Raw genomic sequence first — 18,606 nt, 5'->3', positions numbered from 1 at the left:
ATTTCTTTTAACTTATACTTTTCTTATAAGCTAAAAGAAAGGGAGTTAAGATAATGAAAAGTATATCAGGTAAATTATTAACAGTAATATTAAGTTTATTAATGTTATCTAATTTGCTGCTGAGCAATAATGTTGCTATTGCGGCAAGTAAAAATTCTAATAGCAAAAGTATAGAGGAATTTAAAAATAGGCTAGATAAGTCAGTGCCCGAATTGCAAAAGCGTTACGGTGTTGAAGGAACAGCTATAGGTATAATTCAAGACGGTGAAGTTAAATATGTATTAAATTATGGATTAGAAGATAAAGCAAAGAATAAATCTATAAGCAATGATACAGTATTCCAAGTAGCATCAATCTCAAAAAGCTTCACAGCTTGGGGGATTATGAAATTGGTAGATGAAGGTAAAATATCTCTGGATGATCCTGTAGAGAAATATTTGACTCGATGGCATTTACCAGAGTCCAAATTCAATAAGGATGAGGTAACTATAAAAAGGTTACTAAGTCATACAGCAGGATTAACAGTCCATGGATACTTAGGAACAGATCCAGGTAAGAAAATACCTACAATAGAGGAATCTTTATCAACCAATATATTTCCTAATAAACCATTAGAAATAGGTATGGAACCAGGAAGTGATGTTATCTACTCAGGAGGAGGATATACATTATTACAGCTAATTATAGAAGAAGTAACAGGAGAAACTTTTGAGAATTACATGGAGAAAGAAATATTGAAGCCATTAAAAATGGATAATAGTTCATTTAGTGACAGTTTTGCAGATGATAATATGTCAAAATCATATGGATACTTTAACCAAGTAATTCCAAATTACAATTTTACTGAGAAGGCTGCAGCAGGACTTAAAACCACTGTACCAGATTTTTTAAAGTTTATGTTAGCTAGTATGGATGGAGTTAACAATGAGGTTAAAGGAAGAAATATTTTAAAAAGTGAAACTGTAGATTTAATGCATAAACCAGTAATGTCAGATTCTGCACTAGGAGTTTTTGAGAAAGAGCTATCTGATGGTAGTGAGCTTATATACCATAGTGGAGATAATAGAGGCTGGCATGCTGTTTATGGTATTATCCCCGAAAAAAAGGATGGAGTAGTTATATTTACAAATAGCGATAATGGGGTAGACTTAAGACAAGATATATATAATTTTTGGATAGAATATGAAACTGGAACATTACCTGAACAATATTATGCAATGGAGAAGTATAGAAATACAACCTTTGGTATATCAGTAGCTTTAGCAGTTGCACTTGTAGTATATATTTTATTATTTGCTGTAAGATTAAAACAGGGTAAGAGAGTCTTTATTTCTAAAAAAGAAGACAAAACATTATTAAAATCATTTATAAGACTTTTTATTCCATTGTTTTTGCTAGGCATAATATATTATGTATTATATGAAATAAACATACTTAAACTTCAAGGCGGGGTTAAAAGTATTGCTAGTATAATTCTAGTATGGATAGCAGTTTTATTTATAACTGGACTTTTTCCGAAAAAAGAAAGAGGATTAAAGAAGAGACTAACACTTAAAGATAATACTGAGAATTTACTCAGCGAATGAATGTGAGCCGAGTTTCATAAGCAACTACGAAGAATAGCCTTAGACATTGAAATAACTTGTCTAAGGTTATTTTTGCTGAAAATACTGTATCGTAAGTAAATAATATAAAATGATTTCAATATACAATACTTACTAAAACTGTTAGAATTAATAGTAGTTAACCCAAGGTAATGTTAATCTATTTTTTAAATATAAAATAAATAGAAATTTAGGGGGATAAATAGATGCCCTTATTTTAATAATACTACGGAGGTAATTTATGATTATTGAAAATAAAATAATAGAAGGTAATAGTCTAACATGGATACTTCGCTGTCCAACAAAATATGATGCAATTGAGTTATCTAAACTAAGAGTTAAAATTGATGGAGAAACAGAAAATCTTGATAGAGAAGCTGGTGAAGGTTTACTAACTCCAGAAGATTTTGAAAAACTTATTTATGAAGATTCAATAGCAGAAAGAAACATATTTCTAGTTGCAGAGGTTGAAGGTAAAATTGTTGGATTTGCTCGTCTAGAAGGAAATAAGCTAAGTAGATTTAGGCATAAAGCAGAGTTTGGAATATGTATATTAAAGAAATACTGGGGTTATTCAATTGGTAAAGTTCTAATTGAAAATATTCTAGCATGTGCAGATGCTTTTGGAATTAAAAAGATTTCCTTAACCGTGGTGCAAACAAATACAAAGGCAATTCAATTATATAAAAGATATGGATTTGTAGAAGAAGGGGTATTAATAAATGATCGTATCCACAAAGATGGAAACTATTATAATACTGTTATAATGGGAAGATTATTAGATAAACATTAAAAACTAGAACATAATTCTCTTCCTCATCACATTACTTTATAATACTTACACATATTTTGTAACAAAAATGTTTCAACTTATGTACAAATTATTTCACATAATCTTTATCATTTCATTGAGAATAATTTCTACAATTTATTTGTATAAATTAAAACTATGAATACAACTTTCTCTAGGAGGCTTAACCTTAGTTATATCAACGGGTTAAATGGGGTGGAATATCGGAAGTGTGGAAGTTAGGAATATGGAATGAAATTTAAATACTACCTTTACTATTTGAATAAAAGCACGAAAATATAAGTATTGTATAAATTTTAGAATTAATACAAATATTTCAATAAACTTTATAAATGAAAGGATAGTATTTATAATGAAAATCAATTTAAATAACTCTTCTATAAAAAATTATGAATATAAGAATAAAAAGCAAAATATAGAAGATAAATTTTTTAAAATAACAAAAGAAACAAGCTCTAAGAATGATAAAATTAATATACCAGGTAATAGTAAAATAGAGTATGTGCTTGAATGTGGTGTAATAAAAGTCTATATTATTGATGGTAGAAATCAGCGTAAATGTATTAAAAGTATTCCAGCAAACTGTGCATCAAAAGAGTTATTAGCAATGGTTAAATGCCAAACTATAGCTGATGCTTTATACATAAAGGATTTAATGGAGTCTAAGGATGATCCTGATAAAAAAATAAGTGAAGATATCTCTAATGCTGAAGATGATCTAATGGATAGTTATGATTCAATTCCATATCTTAGATGTCGGGATATATTGGATAAAGAGCATGATAATAGTAAATAGAGCTGATAGAAGAATTAGTTAAATATATTAAACAAAAAATACACAGAGCTTGTAACGTATTGTGTTACAAACTCTGTGTATTTTCTGTTACAAATTAATCTCATTCATTGAACATATCCAATTACTTACTATTTCTTACATCCATTTATATAATAATGTTTGCAATCTAATTTTTTATAATTTAAATAACAATAATCTATATGTCGTATCCTTTCTATATCAAAATTATGAAATAAGTCTAAAATGTTCTCACAGCTAGCATAAAAATGTGGTACATCTTTATCTGGTCCATCTTCTTTATTTAATATTGTATTCTCATCTATTTTGGGATACCCAGCTTTAGCAAACTCCCAAGATTCTTTAGAACACATTGAAGTATATACTTCTCCACCTTGCTTTAGTACTCTCTCTATTTCACTTATAACCTTTTTTGTACCCCATGTATCAGTATGAGAAATAGAATGATAAGCAAATACACAGTCAAAAGAATTATCTGCATAAGGTAAAGAAATCATATCTCCAAGTTTAATATCAATATCTAAATTTTCTTTTTTAGCCCATTCTTTTAAATGATTCACTCCATAGTCTGATATATCTATAGCTGAGACTTTAAAACCTTGTTGTGCTAAAAATATAGAATGCCTCCCTAATCCAGCACCCAAGTCTAAAACATTTTTAAAGCCTAACTCTAACCACTTGTTAGCCAGATAATAAACATCATCAGTTGGTCTTAGCCAAGGTGATTGATTTGCTTTTTCCCATTCCCATCCTTTTGAATCTACCATTTAGATCTCCTCCAACTAAAATTAATAAAATAAACAATGGTTTATGCAGAATCAATTAAGTCGTCATATAAGAAGGTTATGTCTTAACTACATTATTTTCCATGTGCTAATTGGTAACGAGTATATTAAAGTTTAAAAAATAAATCCGTTCTTTCTCCTATTTTGTTGAATCCGATTTTCAGATACATTTCTTTAGCAGTATCATCCTCATCGGTAACCAGATAAATAGTTTTGCAGTTCTCTTTTATTGCAATATCAATTAGGGATTTCAGTATAGTTGTACCATATCCCTTTCGTTGATATTTTGGAATAACAGAAAAATCTTCAATTTTCGCAACACCATTATAAATAAACAAATCGCAATTTCCTATTATATCACCATTATGATAGCAAACATAAGAATTTACACCTTTGTCAGAAATATATACTTTACCACGTCTGTAACATCTTCTTGTACAAAAATCTTTTCCAAGACTTTTCTCATCATGTTGCAAGTCACAAAATAAAATATTATCTATCATTTCTTGATTTTCAACCTTATTTATTATGCACCCAGATACATCATTTAGTCTTGGGAAATGAGAAATATCAAAAGAATAATACCCGTTTTGGGATATTTCAGGCTTATATCTAAGAGTAGACAGTAAAGAACTGTTGACAGCAGAGTTTAAAAGAATATTGCAATAGTTACTTTTTTCTGATAGCCTCAATGCAATTTCATCTTGTATAATCTGGTTCAACGAAATTTCATCAATTGATTTTTTTATAAATGTGCAATTATGATAATACATATCCTTTAATTGATCATCACGAAACCTAGCTATATTCTGATCTTCATAAAATTCTGAGAAGCATTTTGTATATTGAAGTTCGCATTCTATAATCTTTTCATCTATTAGCATAATTTATCCCTCCGTTTTTCAATATTTATATAATTTTATAAATGTGTGTTAAAGTATAATCTATTCATATGCCAATTATAGCACTAATTTCAACTTACTTCCATAAACAGAGTTCTTTGCTTCAGATGGAGTTTTTACTCTCACTGAAGCTTACTAACAGACTTCTAAGTATCAGTATTTTAATACTTAGAAGTCGTTTTCCTTTAGGATAAAATCGTTATCCAGTGACGTAGCTGCTCTTTACTCCCACTTTGAAGAAAAGCAGAGAACCAAAATATCTGATTTTGTGTGAATCGCTTTCACAGAGTGCGATAGAGTATTAGAGCGGGTAGTCATCGGATAAGCTCTTCAAAGTAATAATATTTCTTATTAGCAATTCAAATACAGTGGCATAATATGCTTTTCACAATAATAAAAGGATTCTTAAAGCCACAAATTACATTATATGTTATAATAATCATATTAAATTTGCTCTTAAAGTTATAAATATTTATATGAAGGGATGGATACTATGAGAAAAGGCAAAAAAAGAATATTGACAGTTGTATTTGTTTGTTTATTATTTATACTTGGATTTTATGGATGTAAAACTATCAATGAAATAAGTAAATTTTATGTAGCTGAAGGAAATAATTTTATCATCAGCCAAATAGATGGGAAAGCCGAAACAACGTTTTGGAGTGATAACACTAAAGATAATATTTACGATATTAAATTTCAAGTATTTAATGGAACAGACCTAAAAGAAATAACTTCTAAAAAATCTACTTACGAAATGAAAATTAACTCTACTGTTGATAATGGCGAATTAGGGATTAAGATTTATAATGATAAAAAAGTATTATTAGATACAAATGATTCAATTGACAAAACCATATCAGTATCTAAAGATGATAGCCGAAATGTAAAGATAGAACTTACGGGAAAAAAGGCTAAAGGTCATGTTAAAATTACACTTACATAAACAAAATAGTTAATATGCTAAATAAAAAATACACATAATTTGTGATATAATATTCTACAAATTATGTGTATTTTTTGTTACAAATTTGAAATAGGGCATCTTACTTCTTTAATATTAATCACCTCATTTTTTAGTATTAAAAAAGCACCTAGTTTCCTAAGTACTTTGAGATATATTATTATTTTTATTATTAATAGTAAAACAACATATTGCTGCTACAATGTACAATATACAAGCTATAAATCCAACTGCCATATTTATACCACCTATCAGTTTTCCACCTGCAGTACTCATCAAACCTAAAAATCCAGTTGCTATACCTGCTAAGATCATAAATATTCCGGATAATATTTTCTTTTTTAAAAAGTTAACTGTACCAACTAACCCCAAAATTATAAAAGGTAAACAAATTGCTAGTAAAAACAAAAGTGGTTTCCAATCAGAACCTGGTGCAAATATTGCTAGTAACATAAATAAAATAATCACAAATATACTAAGTCCAAACCCTATAAAACCTAATATCTTAGTTACACTTTTCATTTCAAACCCCCATATTCTATTTTATAGGTAGTATACCATTTAAAACGATAATTTACAATATATTACTAGAGATTTAAAGTTGCCTCTATCAAGAACTTTATATGGATTATAACATATAACACCAATGAATACATATTATCCAAAGCTTACAATATTACTTAAAACCTAGATGCCACCTTCCACCATAAGACCTAATCTAGTTTATTTCTTATCTTACAATTAATTAAGTATACTTACAGTTAATATTATATACATACAGTTTATCGTGAACATAAAATCTCTTAAAACCATTGATACAAGAGGAGTTTTATCACATTTAAAGTTAAATGAAAAGTACATATTTATTTATAAAGATACTAACAAATTTAATAACTATAATATTAACTTTTATAACTTTACATAAAGTTTGGTATTAAGGCAAAAAAAAAGGTTGGAAACTGAATGAAAATATTCATTATAATTCCATATATGCTTTGAATTATATATTTAAAATAAAAAAAGGATAGGAAAATAAATCTTCCTATCTCTTTTTTTATAAACTTTTTTAAATTGCAGAAACACCAATAGGCCTATTGACTTTAAATTTTAAAGTCAATGGGCCTTTCTAAAATAATGATAAGTTACTTTTTGTTAAAGTTAACAAGTCATCCATAGCAGATTCAGTATGCTTTGCAAAGTATTCTCCAACTTCATAATTTGCTATGCTCTTTGAAGTAATGTTAGATTTAAAGTTATTGTATTCCTCTATAACACTTTTAACTACAGCTGCAGCATAGGCTGGTAGAGATTTAATGTTTTCTCTACTTTTATGAACTTGTATTGCTCTATATTTATTAATTATTATTTGGACTACTCTTTCCTTTAAGAACCATTCCTTAAGGTTGGATATAGCTCTTATAAGGTGCATAATAAGCTTTTTACTTAAGGTGACATCTGCAAAGTTAATTTTACTTATAATAAGGTTGTATTCATTTTTATTATTAATAATAACTAGGTCTATGGCCTGATTTTCTAAATCCCTCTTATCAGTTATAGAAGAACAAGAAAAAGAAAATTTAAATCTCTTATTTTGATTAGGGGATAGATCTTCAGCTCTAAGGTTTTGAGAGTTATCTTTAAAGATATGATTATATTTATATAACATCTTTTCTATGGTGTACTTAGCATAATACTTGCACTTGGTCTTTAAAACCTTTAGCCAAGAGCTACCAGGCTTTAGAAGATTCATAGAGAAATCTTTATGAAAATTTGAGGCCTTAGAATCGGTTAATTGAGTCATATATATAATAAGGCGTTTTTCTCTAGCTTTCATAGTTCCAAACTCATGGGTAAAGAAGAAATTTCTAATATAGGTATAACCGGTTAATTTATATAAGGAATCAACATCAGTAGAATCATTACTTTTAGCCCTAGTCATATTCTCCATATCAACTAAAATCCAACTATTTAAGTTCACATCATAAGCCAATATATTTTTAGCAATTAGCGTTTCTACGCAGTTATATACAGTCTTATAGGAGGCATTAACATGTTTCATTACTAATGATATAAGATTAGCCTTAGAATCACTGTAGGTTTGTATTAAATATCTTGAATTAACTTCACTAGCTATATGCACAAGAGAAATATAAGTATCAAGAATATAGTACTCATTACACTCAAATAAGAGGGTAGATAAATGAGAATTGTATAGTTTTGTAGCCACTTCTTCTTAACCTCCTTTCAATAATGTAAAGCTAGATATCATAATATTTTTAGTCATAACCATATGTATAAGGCCATTTTAATTTATATTATAATCAATTGCAAAATTCTCAATTATGCCAGATATGACGATAGTTTTCTTACGATTTCAAAAAAAAATTTACGGTAGAATGCGGGTTTCATGGCTTTGTGTCAGATATGACGAGGATTTTCCTACGATTTTTGTTAGGCATTGATATAACTGATGTTCAGTTACCTGACTACTCGGTCAGTTTGAAAAATCACGATTTAAAATTTTTTTATGCCAGATATGACGATAGTTTTCCTACGATTTCGGAAAAAGTTAAGATTAAAAACACGATTTATGCCAGATATGACGAGGATTTCCCTACGACTTTACAAAAAAAGTAAGCAGTTGTTCATAAAAAGTTTACAAATTAAAGGGTGGTTTTTAGTAATTAAAAGTAAAAATATTACAATAAATGATAGAAATTCCGATTATTTAACTAAAATATGTAAGTTTATACCCTATATTTATTAAAACATGACAGATATGACTAGGATTATTTTAAGAAATGTCAGATATGACGATAGTATACGATTTTAAAAATGTCAGATGTGACGAGGGTAATGATTTTAAGAAATGCCACATATGACGAGGGTTATAAATCTGAAATGTCAGATATAGCGAGAGTCATGATTTTGAAAATGTCAGATATGACGATAGTATTCTAAAGATATGTAAGTTATAATTAGATACTGTATATGATTAGGGTAAATTCCTAGTTATAATTAAGATAGCATAAATAATTTTATAGAGGAGAAAATAATATGGGAAATAAAACAATGAGTAAAAAAGCAAAAATCATTGTATCAGTAGTTACTGTAGCAGGTATTACAGGAGGAATCTTTACTTATTATAAAGCTGAAGAAAATCACAAAATTGAAATTAAAGTTGCTACTATGAAGGAACAAGAAAAGTCCGCTGAAGATAGAGTAGGTAAATTAGTTTTAGGGGATAAAGCTAAAGAATATGAAAATTTGATCAATGAATATAATGCTTCAATAGAATATAAAGATTTTAATAAAGCTGAAAATATAAATAAGAAAATAAATGATTTCATTACTAACTTAGAAGCATCTAATCTATCTGAATTAGATTCAAAGATAGGAAATTTTAAAGAGTTAGATATTTCTAAATTAGATGATGATACAAAAAAGGATATAGAAACTAAATTAGCTCTAATAGAAAACTTAAAATCTAATAAAGATTTCAAGTCTGCTTTTCAAGAAATAGATGGACTTACAGATAGTACTAATAATTTAATTCAAGAAAAGGCTGAAGAAGAAAAGAGACAAGAAGAAGCCAAGAAAAAAGAAGAAGAGGCTAATAAGGAAGAAGCTAAAAATAATCCATCAAATACAAGTGAGAATGATGAGAAAAAGCCTAGTGAAAGTAATAATAATGATAATTATAATGTAACAAGTTCTTCAAATGGAGGAGATTCTTCATATTCACGTGGAGGAGTAAGTTATAATCCTTACGAAAATGGCAGTGTAGAAAGTTTTATAGCACAGTCTCCAACTGCTCAATATACTGACCAAATAATTGGAGTTGTTGCAAGTGGCAGTTCAGCACAAGTTTATTTATTAGAAAAAAATAATGGAGTTTGGCAAACAGTACTACAAACAAGTGGCTTTGTAGGTTCTCAAGGAGTTGGACAAGCATCAGAGTATGCTTCAAGGACACCAAAAGGTAGTTATAGTTTAGGATTTGCCTTTGGAACTGGGGGTAATCCAGGGACTAATTTATCATATAAACAAATAACAAATAACAGTTATTGGATTTCAGATGTAAATAGTCCATACTATAATACATGGCAAGAAGGAGATTTCGGAGGAAATGGAAATGAACATCTTGCAGGTTATACTGATGAATATCGTTATGCAATTACTTTAAATTATAATGCTGGTGTAGGCAACGGAAGTGCATTCTTCTTACATTGTAGTAATGGAATCCCAACAGCTGGGTGTATTTCAGTACCTACAGATGTAATGTTAACATTTATGCAAAGAATACATAGTGGAGCCCATATTATTAACGTTAATTCCCTAAGTGAATTAGCAAATTATTAAATGTGTACAAATAAACTACAACTAGCTTTTATATATTACCTTGTATATTGGATGCCTATCTCATTTCTTCGTTGCTTACTTATAGAAACTATCTATTATGAAAAAGTAATAATATTAAAATACCATACATGACTAGGGTAAACTATCAGGCTAATTAACAAAGGGTTATTTATGGTAAAATTATTTTATTTTTACTTTTATTATGGATTATAGTATAGTTGATTTGTATGTCGGTGTTTAATGGTAGGATAAGATGAATTATAGATTATTTATATAATAAGGGGTAGGTAAAATTGAAGTATATAGAAATAGTATTTGCAATTTTAGTTGCTATTGTGGGAGTATTACACATAACAGGCGTATGGGAGAATATGCCCATTATGTTATTACTACTTTCTCTAGTAAGTATTTTAAATGCAAGGGATAGCTATAATAATAATAGAAAAGTAGAAGCAGGTATGCTATTCATAGCTGCAATTTTCGTTGGTTTAGGAGTCATTTGTAGGCTATTACAATGAAGGGTTGTATATAGGATGGGAAATAACGTGATCAATCTTTATTCAAGGCTATGAGGTGCTACGCCCCTGGATAACGATTTCCCATAAAGGACAACGACTTTTAAGTATCAAAAATGCTGATACTAAGAATTTTGTTAGTAAGCTTCAGTGGGAGTAAAGAGCCCCTCTGAAGCAAAGAACTCTGTTTATATGTTAGTTAATGATCTGGTTGTATAAGACGCAAAAATACCGTAAAATTCTGGTTTGAATATTACGGTATTTCTGTTTCATCAATTCAATTATTGTACTTCTTTTGGTTTACGAGCACAAGATATTATAAAAGCTGCAATTCCTGCAATGATTCCAATTGCAAAGAATAACCAACCTAGTGGTATTAAGAAAAATGGTTCTACTAAAGTTCCGTCTGCAAGGACTTCAGAACCTATAATATTATAAGAAATTATGCATATAATGCTTATAAAAATTGAAATTAAAGATACCAAATATTTTTTCATGTTTTATTCTAACCTACTTTCATTATCTTCTTTAAGCATATTATACATCAAATTATTTGAAATAGCAACAAAAATTTATCGTTTATCATTAAGTTTTTACCCTTATTATTGAATTTATAATTGTTTTACATTAAAAGAGGTGTTTACAGTTAAAATAATCATCTTCATCGTTTAGTTTTAACATTGCTATTTCTTCTTCCTTTGGTGACTGTTATAATTCTTTATCTATCCTTGCATCGTTGTTGGTTTTACTCCTAGCTCTTCAGCTACTTATAAATCTTACAGCCATGTTATTGATTCAAATATTATATTTTTTATGGTATAAATGTATATATGATGAATGTACGTAGGATAGGAGATATTGAACATGAAAAAGCCGAAACTAACTACTATTTGTTCTTTAGCCATTACTATTTATTTTTTGTTATCATTTATATTCATACATGCGAATCCAATAAGGGTTGCAAGACGTTACACTTCACGTCATGGATATTTTACAGAAACGTTAAAAGGAACTGCAGATCTAGAATATACTTCCGATGATAAAAGTAGAGTAATGGTTTGCTTATTCTATGAAGATAACCGCATTTTAGTAATGGATTTGTATAAAACAAAATCAGGATTATGGTTTACATCACACATAGGTAATTAGCAAAGTTTAATCAAACTATAGCCTATAATTTTTATGGTTTAAAAGAGTCTAAATCTTAGATAAAACTAAATATTTTAAATGTATTCACCATATATAAATAAAAAAACAGTGAGGAACTAACGTGCTTTGTTAATTCTTCACTGTGAGATTTTATTATATAACAATATATTTTGTAGCTTTGTTATATATTTTACTTTTTAAAAATTCTCTAAAACTATGTAGATACTCATGGATAAAGTGAAGTTGCATTTGCACTCTGCCATTTTGAGTATTAAATTTCAGTATTCCCATATGTTTCAATTGAGATTTCCACTTCCGCATTAGCATTATAACCAAATCCTATAATACTAGTAATTCCTTTTTTAACATCTAGTTCTATTTCATTCTTTTGGTGACCATTTCCGAATGTATTTCCAAATATTTTTACAATGTCTTTATTTGGGGTATATAAAAATAATTGATACATACCGTTTTCATTAAAATTATAATCATAACTTAAAGTCATTTTTCCATCTTCCTTAGCATCTATAATCCAATAGTTATCAGCCCCATAGTATCCCTCAATTTTTTGTGTACGTTTAATTGTATTTCTACTTAATAAAGGGTCATAGTAATCATCACAATTAATATTATTAGCTATTTTATTCTCATCATTATAAATATCTTCATATTTATGATCCACGGGTTCAGAGTATTGAGCTATGTTTTCATTATTTTTACTTTGACCATATGCATTAAAACCATAAAATGTAGACATTCCTAAAGTAATTGCAGAGAAAAAAATTAATAAACGATATTTTTTCATTATAAATCTCCTTATATTTTTATTATTTATAGTTGAGAAAATTTGATAACATGCATTTACAATTGTTTTTTTATAAAAAAATAGAGGCAAACTTCACGTTTTGTTGTATAAAGTATTTAACACACAATCCTTAACAAAAGGAGTGAAGTATATGTCTCAATTAAAACTGTTTTAAAAACCATGGAAATTGTGCAGGCATAGTATAAATATGTACTGTAAAAATTCGTATTTAAATTTTCTCACTAATAGTTATATATTGGATGCCTATCTCATTTTATTGATTTCTTCGTTACTTACTTATAGAAACTGTCTATTATGACAAAGTAATAATATTAAAATGTAAGATATAACGAGGATAATTTTAAAAAATGTCACATGTGACGATAGTATTCTAAGGATGTGTAAGCTGCAATTTCATTACATATATTTCCAGGGAAAGTTCTCAGGTTAATTAAGAAGTAGCCATTTATAGTAAGTATGTCCTCATTATAGGGGTGAAACTGTATCAAGAAACGGTAAATATAAGGTTAGCTTATATTAAAATATTGAATTTTAAGAAAGAGAGCCGATTTTTGTCTAGTTATGTACAATATATTGGAATTAATGTTATAATTAGAATAAAATTAGATTACAATTTTATATACATTTGTTATTTATTATATAAAGCAAACTCTGAAACTACTATGCAATAATTCAAAAACATTGAAATAAATGGAGACTTGAGGGTTTCCGAATATATTTTATTTCATACATAGAGGAGGACAAAATGAAAAAGAATAAAAAAGTAATAATAATGATTATAATAGTAGTAATGGTTGCTATAACTAGAGTTGTTATTTATGCAAGCTATAAAAAAATAAAGTAATAGCAGAATTTAATAATTATATAGAAGAATATAAGAATGATATTAGAATGTATATTCTAAATATGAATGAAGCAAAATGTACGAAGATGAGTTTATTGACAGGGCTATATTAAATTAAGTGTAATATTTTTCAAACTATAGTATTAAAAAGTCATAATTAGATTTATGGCTTTTTATTTTTTAATTAAGAAATATTAAGTATTACCAAAGACTTGGATTTAAAACGGGTGCCTATATCTAACCTATTTTCCAAAGCTGCAAATCTGTATATTAATATTGATATTACATAAAATAAGACTGAAAGGTGGTTAGATTATGAAAAAATTTACTATTATATTATTAATTTTAGTAACTCTTATATTTAATACATCTATTTCAACGCCTGCATTTGCAGCAAATGTATTTAAAGAAGGTTTTTATAGAATATCAGATTTTAATCATTCAAAAGATGGTTCTTATCATGCTCAAAATATTTCAAACAAGGTTGTTTATGTTATTGTTTTTGATGAAAACATCATTGCAACACAAATTTTATATCTAGAGCCGAAATCACCAAAATACAATTTAGTTCCTATTACATCTGCACATAGGATTGTAATAGTTGGTGATGGTCAAGTACATATTGATGCAGGGGCACGTTAATGCGTTCCTTTATTATTAAAATTTAACTAAATTGTGGAAATACACCACTATTCAAAGTTGAATATGCGATATTTAAAGAAATTATTTAATTTATAATCATAATGCCTTGTTTTAACATTTCAGAATATGGAGTATTAACTTATATTTTTCCAAGACTTTCAATCTTATATAAAGTAATTAATCCCATAAACTGACCTCCCTTATTTATATGTAATATATATTATAATAATTAATGTATAGATTTAGGGGCTTAACATAGATAAAAATTTAATGATCTGGTTCTATAAGACGCGAGAACACCGTAAAATTCTGATTTGAATATTACGGTGTTTTTATTTTATTAATTAAATTATTCTGTTTCTTTTAACTCTTTAACAATTTCTTCTGATTTTTCATAGCAAGATATTACAAAAACTGTAAGTGCTGTGGTGATTCCAATTTTAAAGAATACCCCAGCCACTGGCAGTAAGAAAGATAGCCCATTGAAGTTTTATCATACATAATAATACAAGAAACTATGCATGTAATACTTATAAAAAGTGAAATTAAAGATATTAAATACTTTTTCATCTTTTATTCTAACCTACTTACATTATCTTTTTTAAACATATTATACATGAAATGGGTGACTATATCTAACATATTTTCCTAAACCACAAATCTGTATATTCTTATTGATATTACACAAAATAAGACTGAAAGGTGGTTAGATTATGAAAAAATTTACTATTGTATTATTAATTTTAGTAACTCTTATATTTAGTGCATCTATTTCAACACCTGCATTTGCCCAAAATGTATTTAAAGAGGGTTTTTATAGAATATCAGATTTTAATCCTTCAAAAGATGGTTCTTATTATGTTCAAAATATTTCAGACAAGGGTGTTTATGTCATCGTTTTTAATGAAAACCTCATTGCAACACAAATTTTATATCTAGAGCCGAAATCACCAAAATATAATCTAGTTCCTATTACACCTGCACATAGAGTTGTAATAGTTGGTGATGGTCAAGTAAATATTGATGCAGTGGCACACTGATGTGTTCCTTTATTTTTATAATTTAAGAATGTTATGAAGTAGTATACTATGTAAAATAAGCTAAAAAAAATAATTCTTAAATACTGTACTATTCAATTTTTAAAGAACATATTCTACTATCTAATTCTTACTTACCTTATACTTGTTTCGGGAAAATAAGGTAATAGCAACTATTAAAATTCCTAGCTGCATAAATGTAATTACTGTAGTAGCATTAGAATGTAAGTAAAGGTAATCATCTAGGACAATTACTCTTAATAAATCAATCGTAAAAACTATGCAAAATAGTAAGTTATAGACCTTTCTTTTCTTATAAAATAATTGAAAAGTCCACACTGCAAGTATAGTCGCAGAAACAATGCTGATAATATAACTAAGCATAAAATCACTCCTTATGTAAAAAATTAATCTAAATAAGTAATTAAGTTATAAAATTTTATAATTACGTCCCATCTATATAAAAATTATATGCTATAGTTTCTATTAAATCAAATAATTTACAATATAGTGGTATTCACCTCTTACCTATTTTAGTTTATAATAATGGGTAGTATATGAAAACATAAGGTGGTGAGACCATTGAATACTATGATGGTAGAATTTAAAACTTTTATTGGAACTGAGTTTATAAGTAAGTATGAAAAAAGTATAAATGAAGACTTTAATATAATACTAAATCATTTAAATGATGATTTTTACGAAATGACTAATAAGTATCAGCGTGAAGAGAAGATGATAAATATAAAGCGTAGATGTATAGATACCAGAAAAAGATGGATAAAGTCTTTAGATGATGTGCACCAAGGGGCAATGGAGGATGAGATCCACACTATTTTTCATGAATATGAGAAGGTATTAAATGGTGAGCGAAGTAAGAAAGATTTTAAAGATTACTTTGGGGTTAATACTCCTGATGATTATAAAATGATGATAATAAAGGGAATAACTTCATGGAAGGAAAATCAAAGCTCTTTACTTACTGATTTTCCCTATATTAAATTAATTCCTAAGAGATCTTTAAAGGCTGCTTATAAAAATGATATTTTAACAATGTTCTCTGGCTATATATGCGATTATGAGGAAAAAAATGAATTAACCAAGGTGCCTACTATATTTTCTAACATTTTAGTAGATACCACTAATAGAGCTACTATCTACTCCAAGGGTGATATGAAAGCTTTAGAGAAATATACGGATATAAGCGCTATAAAGCCTATTGAAATGGAGATAATGGCAGAACCTGAGGCCATAGACAAGATAATCCTTGAGTTAGAGCAAAAGTCCTATTTGGAACTTAAAAATGGTAATCCTATAGAGGCTATTAACTTTGCTACAGAATTAGCTCTTATTAAAGCCCTGAGATACATGAACGCTTTAGATGTAGCCCTTTGTGTTTATTACTATAACTTTAGAAATATAGTAAATGATGAGGAAATCATTACAAGTGTTTATGCAGTGGCAGAGGAAATGGGGCTATCTCATAGCGAGAAATCTCATAACGATCTTATAGAATCTCATATAAAGTTAAGTAGTTCTAATCTAAAGGGTACAATTTCAGGTATTGGTGATGAGAAGTTCTCCATCAATGGATCTCTTTTAGAATGTGCTATCTATGAAGAAAATAAAATTAAAATGGTAAAGGTAAAGCTAGGTGGATTACTAAAGGAAATGGTAATGAAAAGAAGTGCCTTTGAATATAGTAATGACCTTTATAATGCCTTTAGCAAGGATGCCAAGCAAATATCAACTTGGCTTCAAATGAGGAGATACAAAGCTTATATCAACAATGAGCCTCTTGAGACAAGCTGCAATTTAGCCAGTACAACCTTTGGAATCTACTGGAGGGGTAGCAGGATAGATAGAAAGAGAAAGCGTGTAGTGGATGCCCTAGAGGAAATGAAAGCTAAAAATCATATCGTAAAAGACTATATTTACAATAAAAAGAATCAGGAACTAACAATATATTTCAGTAATCTAAATGAAAATGATAAGAAGATTTTAAAGAGTAATGGTGTAAGTATAGATGGGAAAATATTAAACTTGAAATAAAGGTAGCAAAAGAGCTGTTTTAAGAATTAACTTTCTAAGTTAGTTTTTAAAACAGCTCTTTGTAATTACAGCTTTATAATTATTATTTCGCTGAGAATTTGTGTAGTTATATTTTTACTATGTTATAACCACTCAAACTTCTTGTTATAACTCCATCATATCCATTTTAAAAAGCTTGTCATAAAATATATTTACCCCATGTATATTAGTTTAAAAATAGTTAGTATTTTACATATAGTTCATTATATGATAGCCTATCTATGTATCTTAATTTTAAATTATATATAAAGAGGTGATATTTTGAAGTGAAAAGAAAGTATATGTTTATTTCAATTCCACTAATATTATTTGTATTATGTGTTAGTTTGTATTCCTATAAAGATTCGTATATGATAAAGTTTCTGAAAACAGGCTATGGTATTTTAAAAGATGAATTAATACCTTCAATAGAAAAAATCAATTCTGAATGGAAAATTGACCTGCCTGAAACCGATAACTTTGAACGCTTGGATAATTCATACGATGGTAGCCTTTTTGGTGGTGCTTCTACAGAAGTATTTAAATTAACTTATACAAGCAATATAAATGTAAGCTTAGATAATATGGCCCTTATCACCTCAGATCGCTATTATATTATAATTGAAGCGTCTCAATTTAGAAATGGTAACTTTAAGTTTAACTCTTCGCGCTTGAATGATTTGCTTTATAATCAAGTATTAACATCAGAAGAGATTTACTTTAGTTTTTCTCAAAAATCAGATGATTATTTATATATGTTTTTAAATAAAGATACAAATGAACTATACTTATTTATGTTTTATCTATAGAATATGGGGGTCACTAATCTAGAGTATAAATCCATAACAGATGCTAGATACGACCATCCTTATTTTTATCTACATTTTACTTTGTTTAAATTTTCGTATCCACATTTATATACTAACACTAATAAAATAATAAGCAGTTTTAAATAGGAGGGAATATGGGAAAATTTAAAAAATAAAGATAATACTAAATACATTGACTTTTATATTGTTATTTTATTTATTTTATATCTGTTATTATAGTGAAAATAAAAATAGGACTACCTTTAGAATTATAATTTTATTTTGTTCAATTTCACCTGCTATAATCTCATTTCTAAATGGTATAGAATACATTTCTAAAAAAGATTCTAAAAAATTAGGATATATAATTTGTATAGTAACATTGCCACTTATGTTATATATATATAAGGTTACTATGTAAATATAAAATATGACCAATCTAAAAAGTTTAACTTTTTAGATTGGTCATATT

At 27.8% G+C, this 18,606-nt stretch carries 18 protein-coding genes; 11 read left to right on the top strand and 7 right to left on the bottom strand.

The genetic code is table 11. The features are described 5' to 3' along the window. Nucleotides 1-53: 53 nt before the first annotated feature. The 3 genes from B3W71_RS04075 to B3W71_RS04065 all read left to right on the top strand — a co-directional run bounded on the left by B3W71_RS04075 (nt 54) and on the right by B3W71_RS04065 (nt 3,211). A complete protein-coding gene (locus tag B3W71_RS04075; RefSeq protein WP_346887667.1) occupies nt 54-1,586 on the top strand; it encodes a serine hydrolase domain-containing protein in 1,533 nt (510 codons plus the stop codon). Between the two features lie 259 nt (nt 1,587-1,845). Continuing rightward, nucleotides 1,846-2,397, top strand: a complete 552-nt coding sequence (locus tag B3W71_RS04070; protein WP_346887666.1) for a GNAT family N-acetyltransferase — start codon at nt 1,846-1,848, stop codon at nt 2,395-2,397. Between the two features lie 370 nt (nt 2,398-2,767). After that, the gene (locus B3W71_RS04065) at nt 2,768-3,211 is read left to right on the top strand and encodes a hypothetical protein (protein ID WP_346887665.1); all 444 of its coding nucleotides are present in this window, start codon (nt 2,768-2,770) and stop codon (nt 3,209-3,211) included. Nucleotides 3,212-3,339: 128 nt separating this feature from the next. Here B3W71_RS04065 and B3W71_RS04060 read toward each other — a convergent pair whose 3' ends face one another. Next, nucleotides 3,340-3,996 carry a class I SAM-dependent methyltransferase gene (locus B3W71_RS04060; protein ID WP_346887664.1) on the bottom strand — a complete coding sequence of 219 codons (657 nt, stop codon included), beginning with the start codon at nt 3,994-3,996 and terminating at the stop codon, nt 3,340-3,342. Nucleotides 3,997-4,121: 125 nt separating this feature from the next. Continuing rightward, the gene (locus B3W71_RS04055) at nt 4,122-4,898 is read right to left on the bottom strand and encodes a GNAT family N-acetyltransferase (protein ID WP_346887663.1); all 777 of its coding nucleotides are present in this window, start codon (nt 4,896-4,898) and stop codon (nt 4,122-4,124) included. A gap of 511 nt (nt 4,899-5,409) precedes the next feature. On the opposite strand from B3W71_RS04055, the gene B3W71_RS04050 reads away from it, so the two are divergent. Next, entirely contained in the window at nt 5,410-5,862 is a 453-nt protein-coding gene (locus B3W71_RS04050; RefSeq protein WP_346887662.1) for a hypothetical protein, read from the top strand. Between the two features lie 156 nt (nt 5,863-6,018). On the opposite strand, the gene B3W71_RS04045 is transcribed toward B3W71_RS04050, so the two are convergent. Continuing rightward, complete coding sequence (locus tag B3W71_RS04045) at nt 6,019-6,402, bottom strand: hypothetical protein (RefSeq protein WP_346887661.1); 384 nt, start codon at nt 6,400-6,402, stop codon at nt 6,019-6,021. A 604-nt stretch (nt 6,403-7,006) separates the two neighbouring features. Further along, a complete protein-coding gene (locus B3W71_RS04040) occupies nt 7,007-8,107 on the bottom strand; it encodes a hypothetical protein (protein ID WP_346887660.1) in 1,101 nt (366 codons plus the stop codon). 830 nt (nt 8,108-8,937) lie between these two features. Here B3W71_RS04040 and B3W71_RS04035 point away from each other — a divergent pair. Further along, a complete protein-coding gene (locus tag B3W71_RS04035) occupies nt 8,938-10,242 on the top strand; it encodes a hypothetical protein (RefSeq protein ID WP_346887659.1) in 1,305 nt (434 codons plus the stop codon). A 293-nt stretch (nt 10,243-10,535) separates the two neighbouring features. After that, nucleotides 10,536-10,760: a hypothetical protein gene (locus tag B3W71_RS04030; RefSeq protein ID WP_346887658.1), complete on the top strand. Its 225-nt coding sequence runs from the start codon at nt 10,536-10,538 to the stop codon at nt 10,758-10,760. A gap of 278 nt (nt 10,761-11,038) precedes the next feature. Here the strand turns inward: B3W71_RS04030 and B3W71_RS04025 are convergent, their stop codons facing one another. Next, a complete protein-coding gene (locus tag B3W71_RS04025; protein ID WP_346887657.1) occupies nt 11,039-11,254 on the bottom strand; it encodes a DUF3955 domain-containing protein in 216 nt (71 codons plus the stop codon). 367 nt (nt 11,255-11,621) lie between these two features. Here B3W71_RS04025 and B3W71_RS04020 point away from each other — a divergent pair, with 367 nt between their 5' ends. Further along, nucleotides 11,622-11,906 carry a hypothetical protein gene (locus B3W71_RS04020; protein WP_346887656.1) on the top strand — a complete coding sequence of 95 codons (285 nt, stop codon included), beginning with the start codon at nt 11,622-11,624 and terminating at the stop codon, nt 11,904-11,906. A gap of 271 nt (nt 11,907-12,177) precedes the next feature. On the opposite strand, the gene B3W71_RS04015 is transcribed toward B3W71_RS04020, so the two are convergent. Further along, entirely contained in the window at nt 12,178-12,711 is a 534-nt protein-coding gene (locus tag B3W71_RS04015; protein WP_346887655.1) for a hypothetical protein, read from the bottom strand. Between the two features lie 1,180 nt (nt 12,712-13,891). On the opposite strand from B3W71_RS04015, the gene B3W71_RS04010 reads away from it, so the two are divergent. Both B3W71_RS04010 and B3W71_RS04005 read left to right on the top strand, forming a co-directional pair. After that, complete coding sequence (locus B3W71_RS04010; protein WP_346887654.1) at nt 13,892-14,218, top strand: hypothetical protein; 327 nt, start codon at nt 13,892-13,894, stop codon at nt 14,216-14,218. 713 nt (nt 14,219-14,931) lie between these two features. Beyond that, entirely contained in the window at nt 14,932-15,258 is a 327-nt protein-coding gene (locus B3W71_RS04005; protein WP_346887653.1) for a hypothetical protein, read from the top strand. A 120-nt stretch (nt 15,259-15,378) separates the two neighbouring features. Here the strand turns inward: B3W71_RS04005 and B3W71_RS04000 are convergent, their stop codons facing one another. After that, a complete protein-coding gene (locus tag B3W71_RS04000; protein ID WP_346887652.1) occupies nt 15,379-15,639 on the bottom strand; it encodes a hypothetical protein in 261 nt (86 codons plus the stop codon). Nucleotides 15,640-15,837: 198 nt separating this feature from the next. On the opposite strand from B3W71_RS04000, the gene B3W71_RS03995 reads away from it, so the two are divergent. Both B3W71_RS03995 and B3W71_RS03990 read left to right on the top strand, forming a co-directional pair. Then, complete coding sequence (locus B3W71_RS03995; protein WP_346887651.1) at nt 15,838-17,307, top strand: hypothetical protein; 1,470 nt, start codon at nt 15,838-15,840, stop codon at nt 17,305-17,307. 305 nt (nt 17,308-17,612) lie between these two features. Further along, the gene (locus B3W71_RS03990) at nt 17,613-18,134 is read left to right on the top strand and encodes a hypothetical protein (RefSeq protein WP_346887650.1); all 522 of its coding nucleotides are present in this window, start codon (nt 17,613-17,615) and stop codon (nt 18,132-18,134) included. The last annotated feature ends 472 nt before the right edge of the window (nt 18,135-18,606 follow it).

Source organism: Clostridium sp. UBA1056, from assembly GCA_002316385.1.
Taxonomy (GTDB): domain Bacteria; phylum Bacillota; class Clostridia; order Clostridiales; family Clostridiaceae; genus Clostridium_J.
The sequence above is the reverse complement of the archived record's forward strand: the minus strand, read 5'-3'. Positions and strand labels throughout refer to the sequence as shown.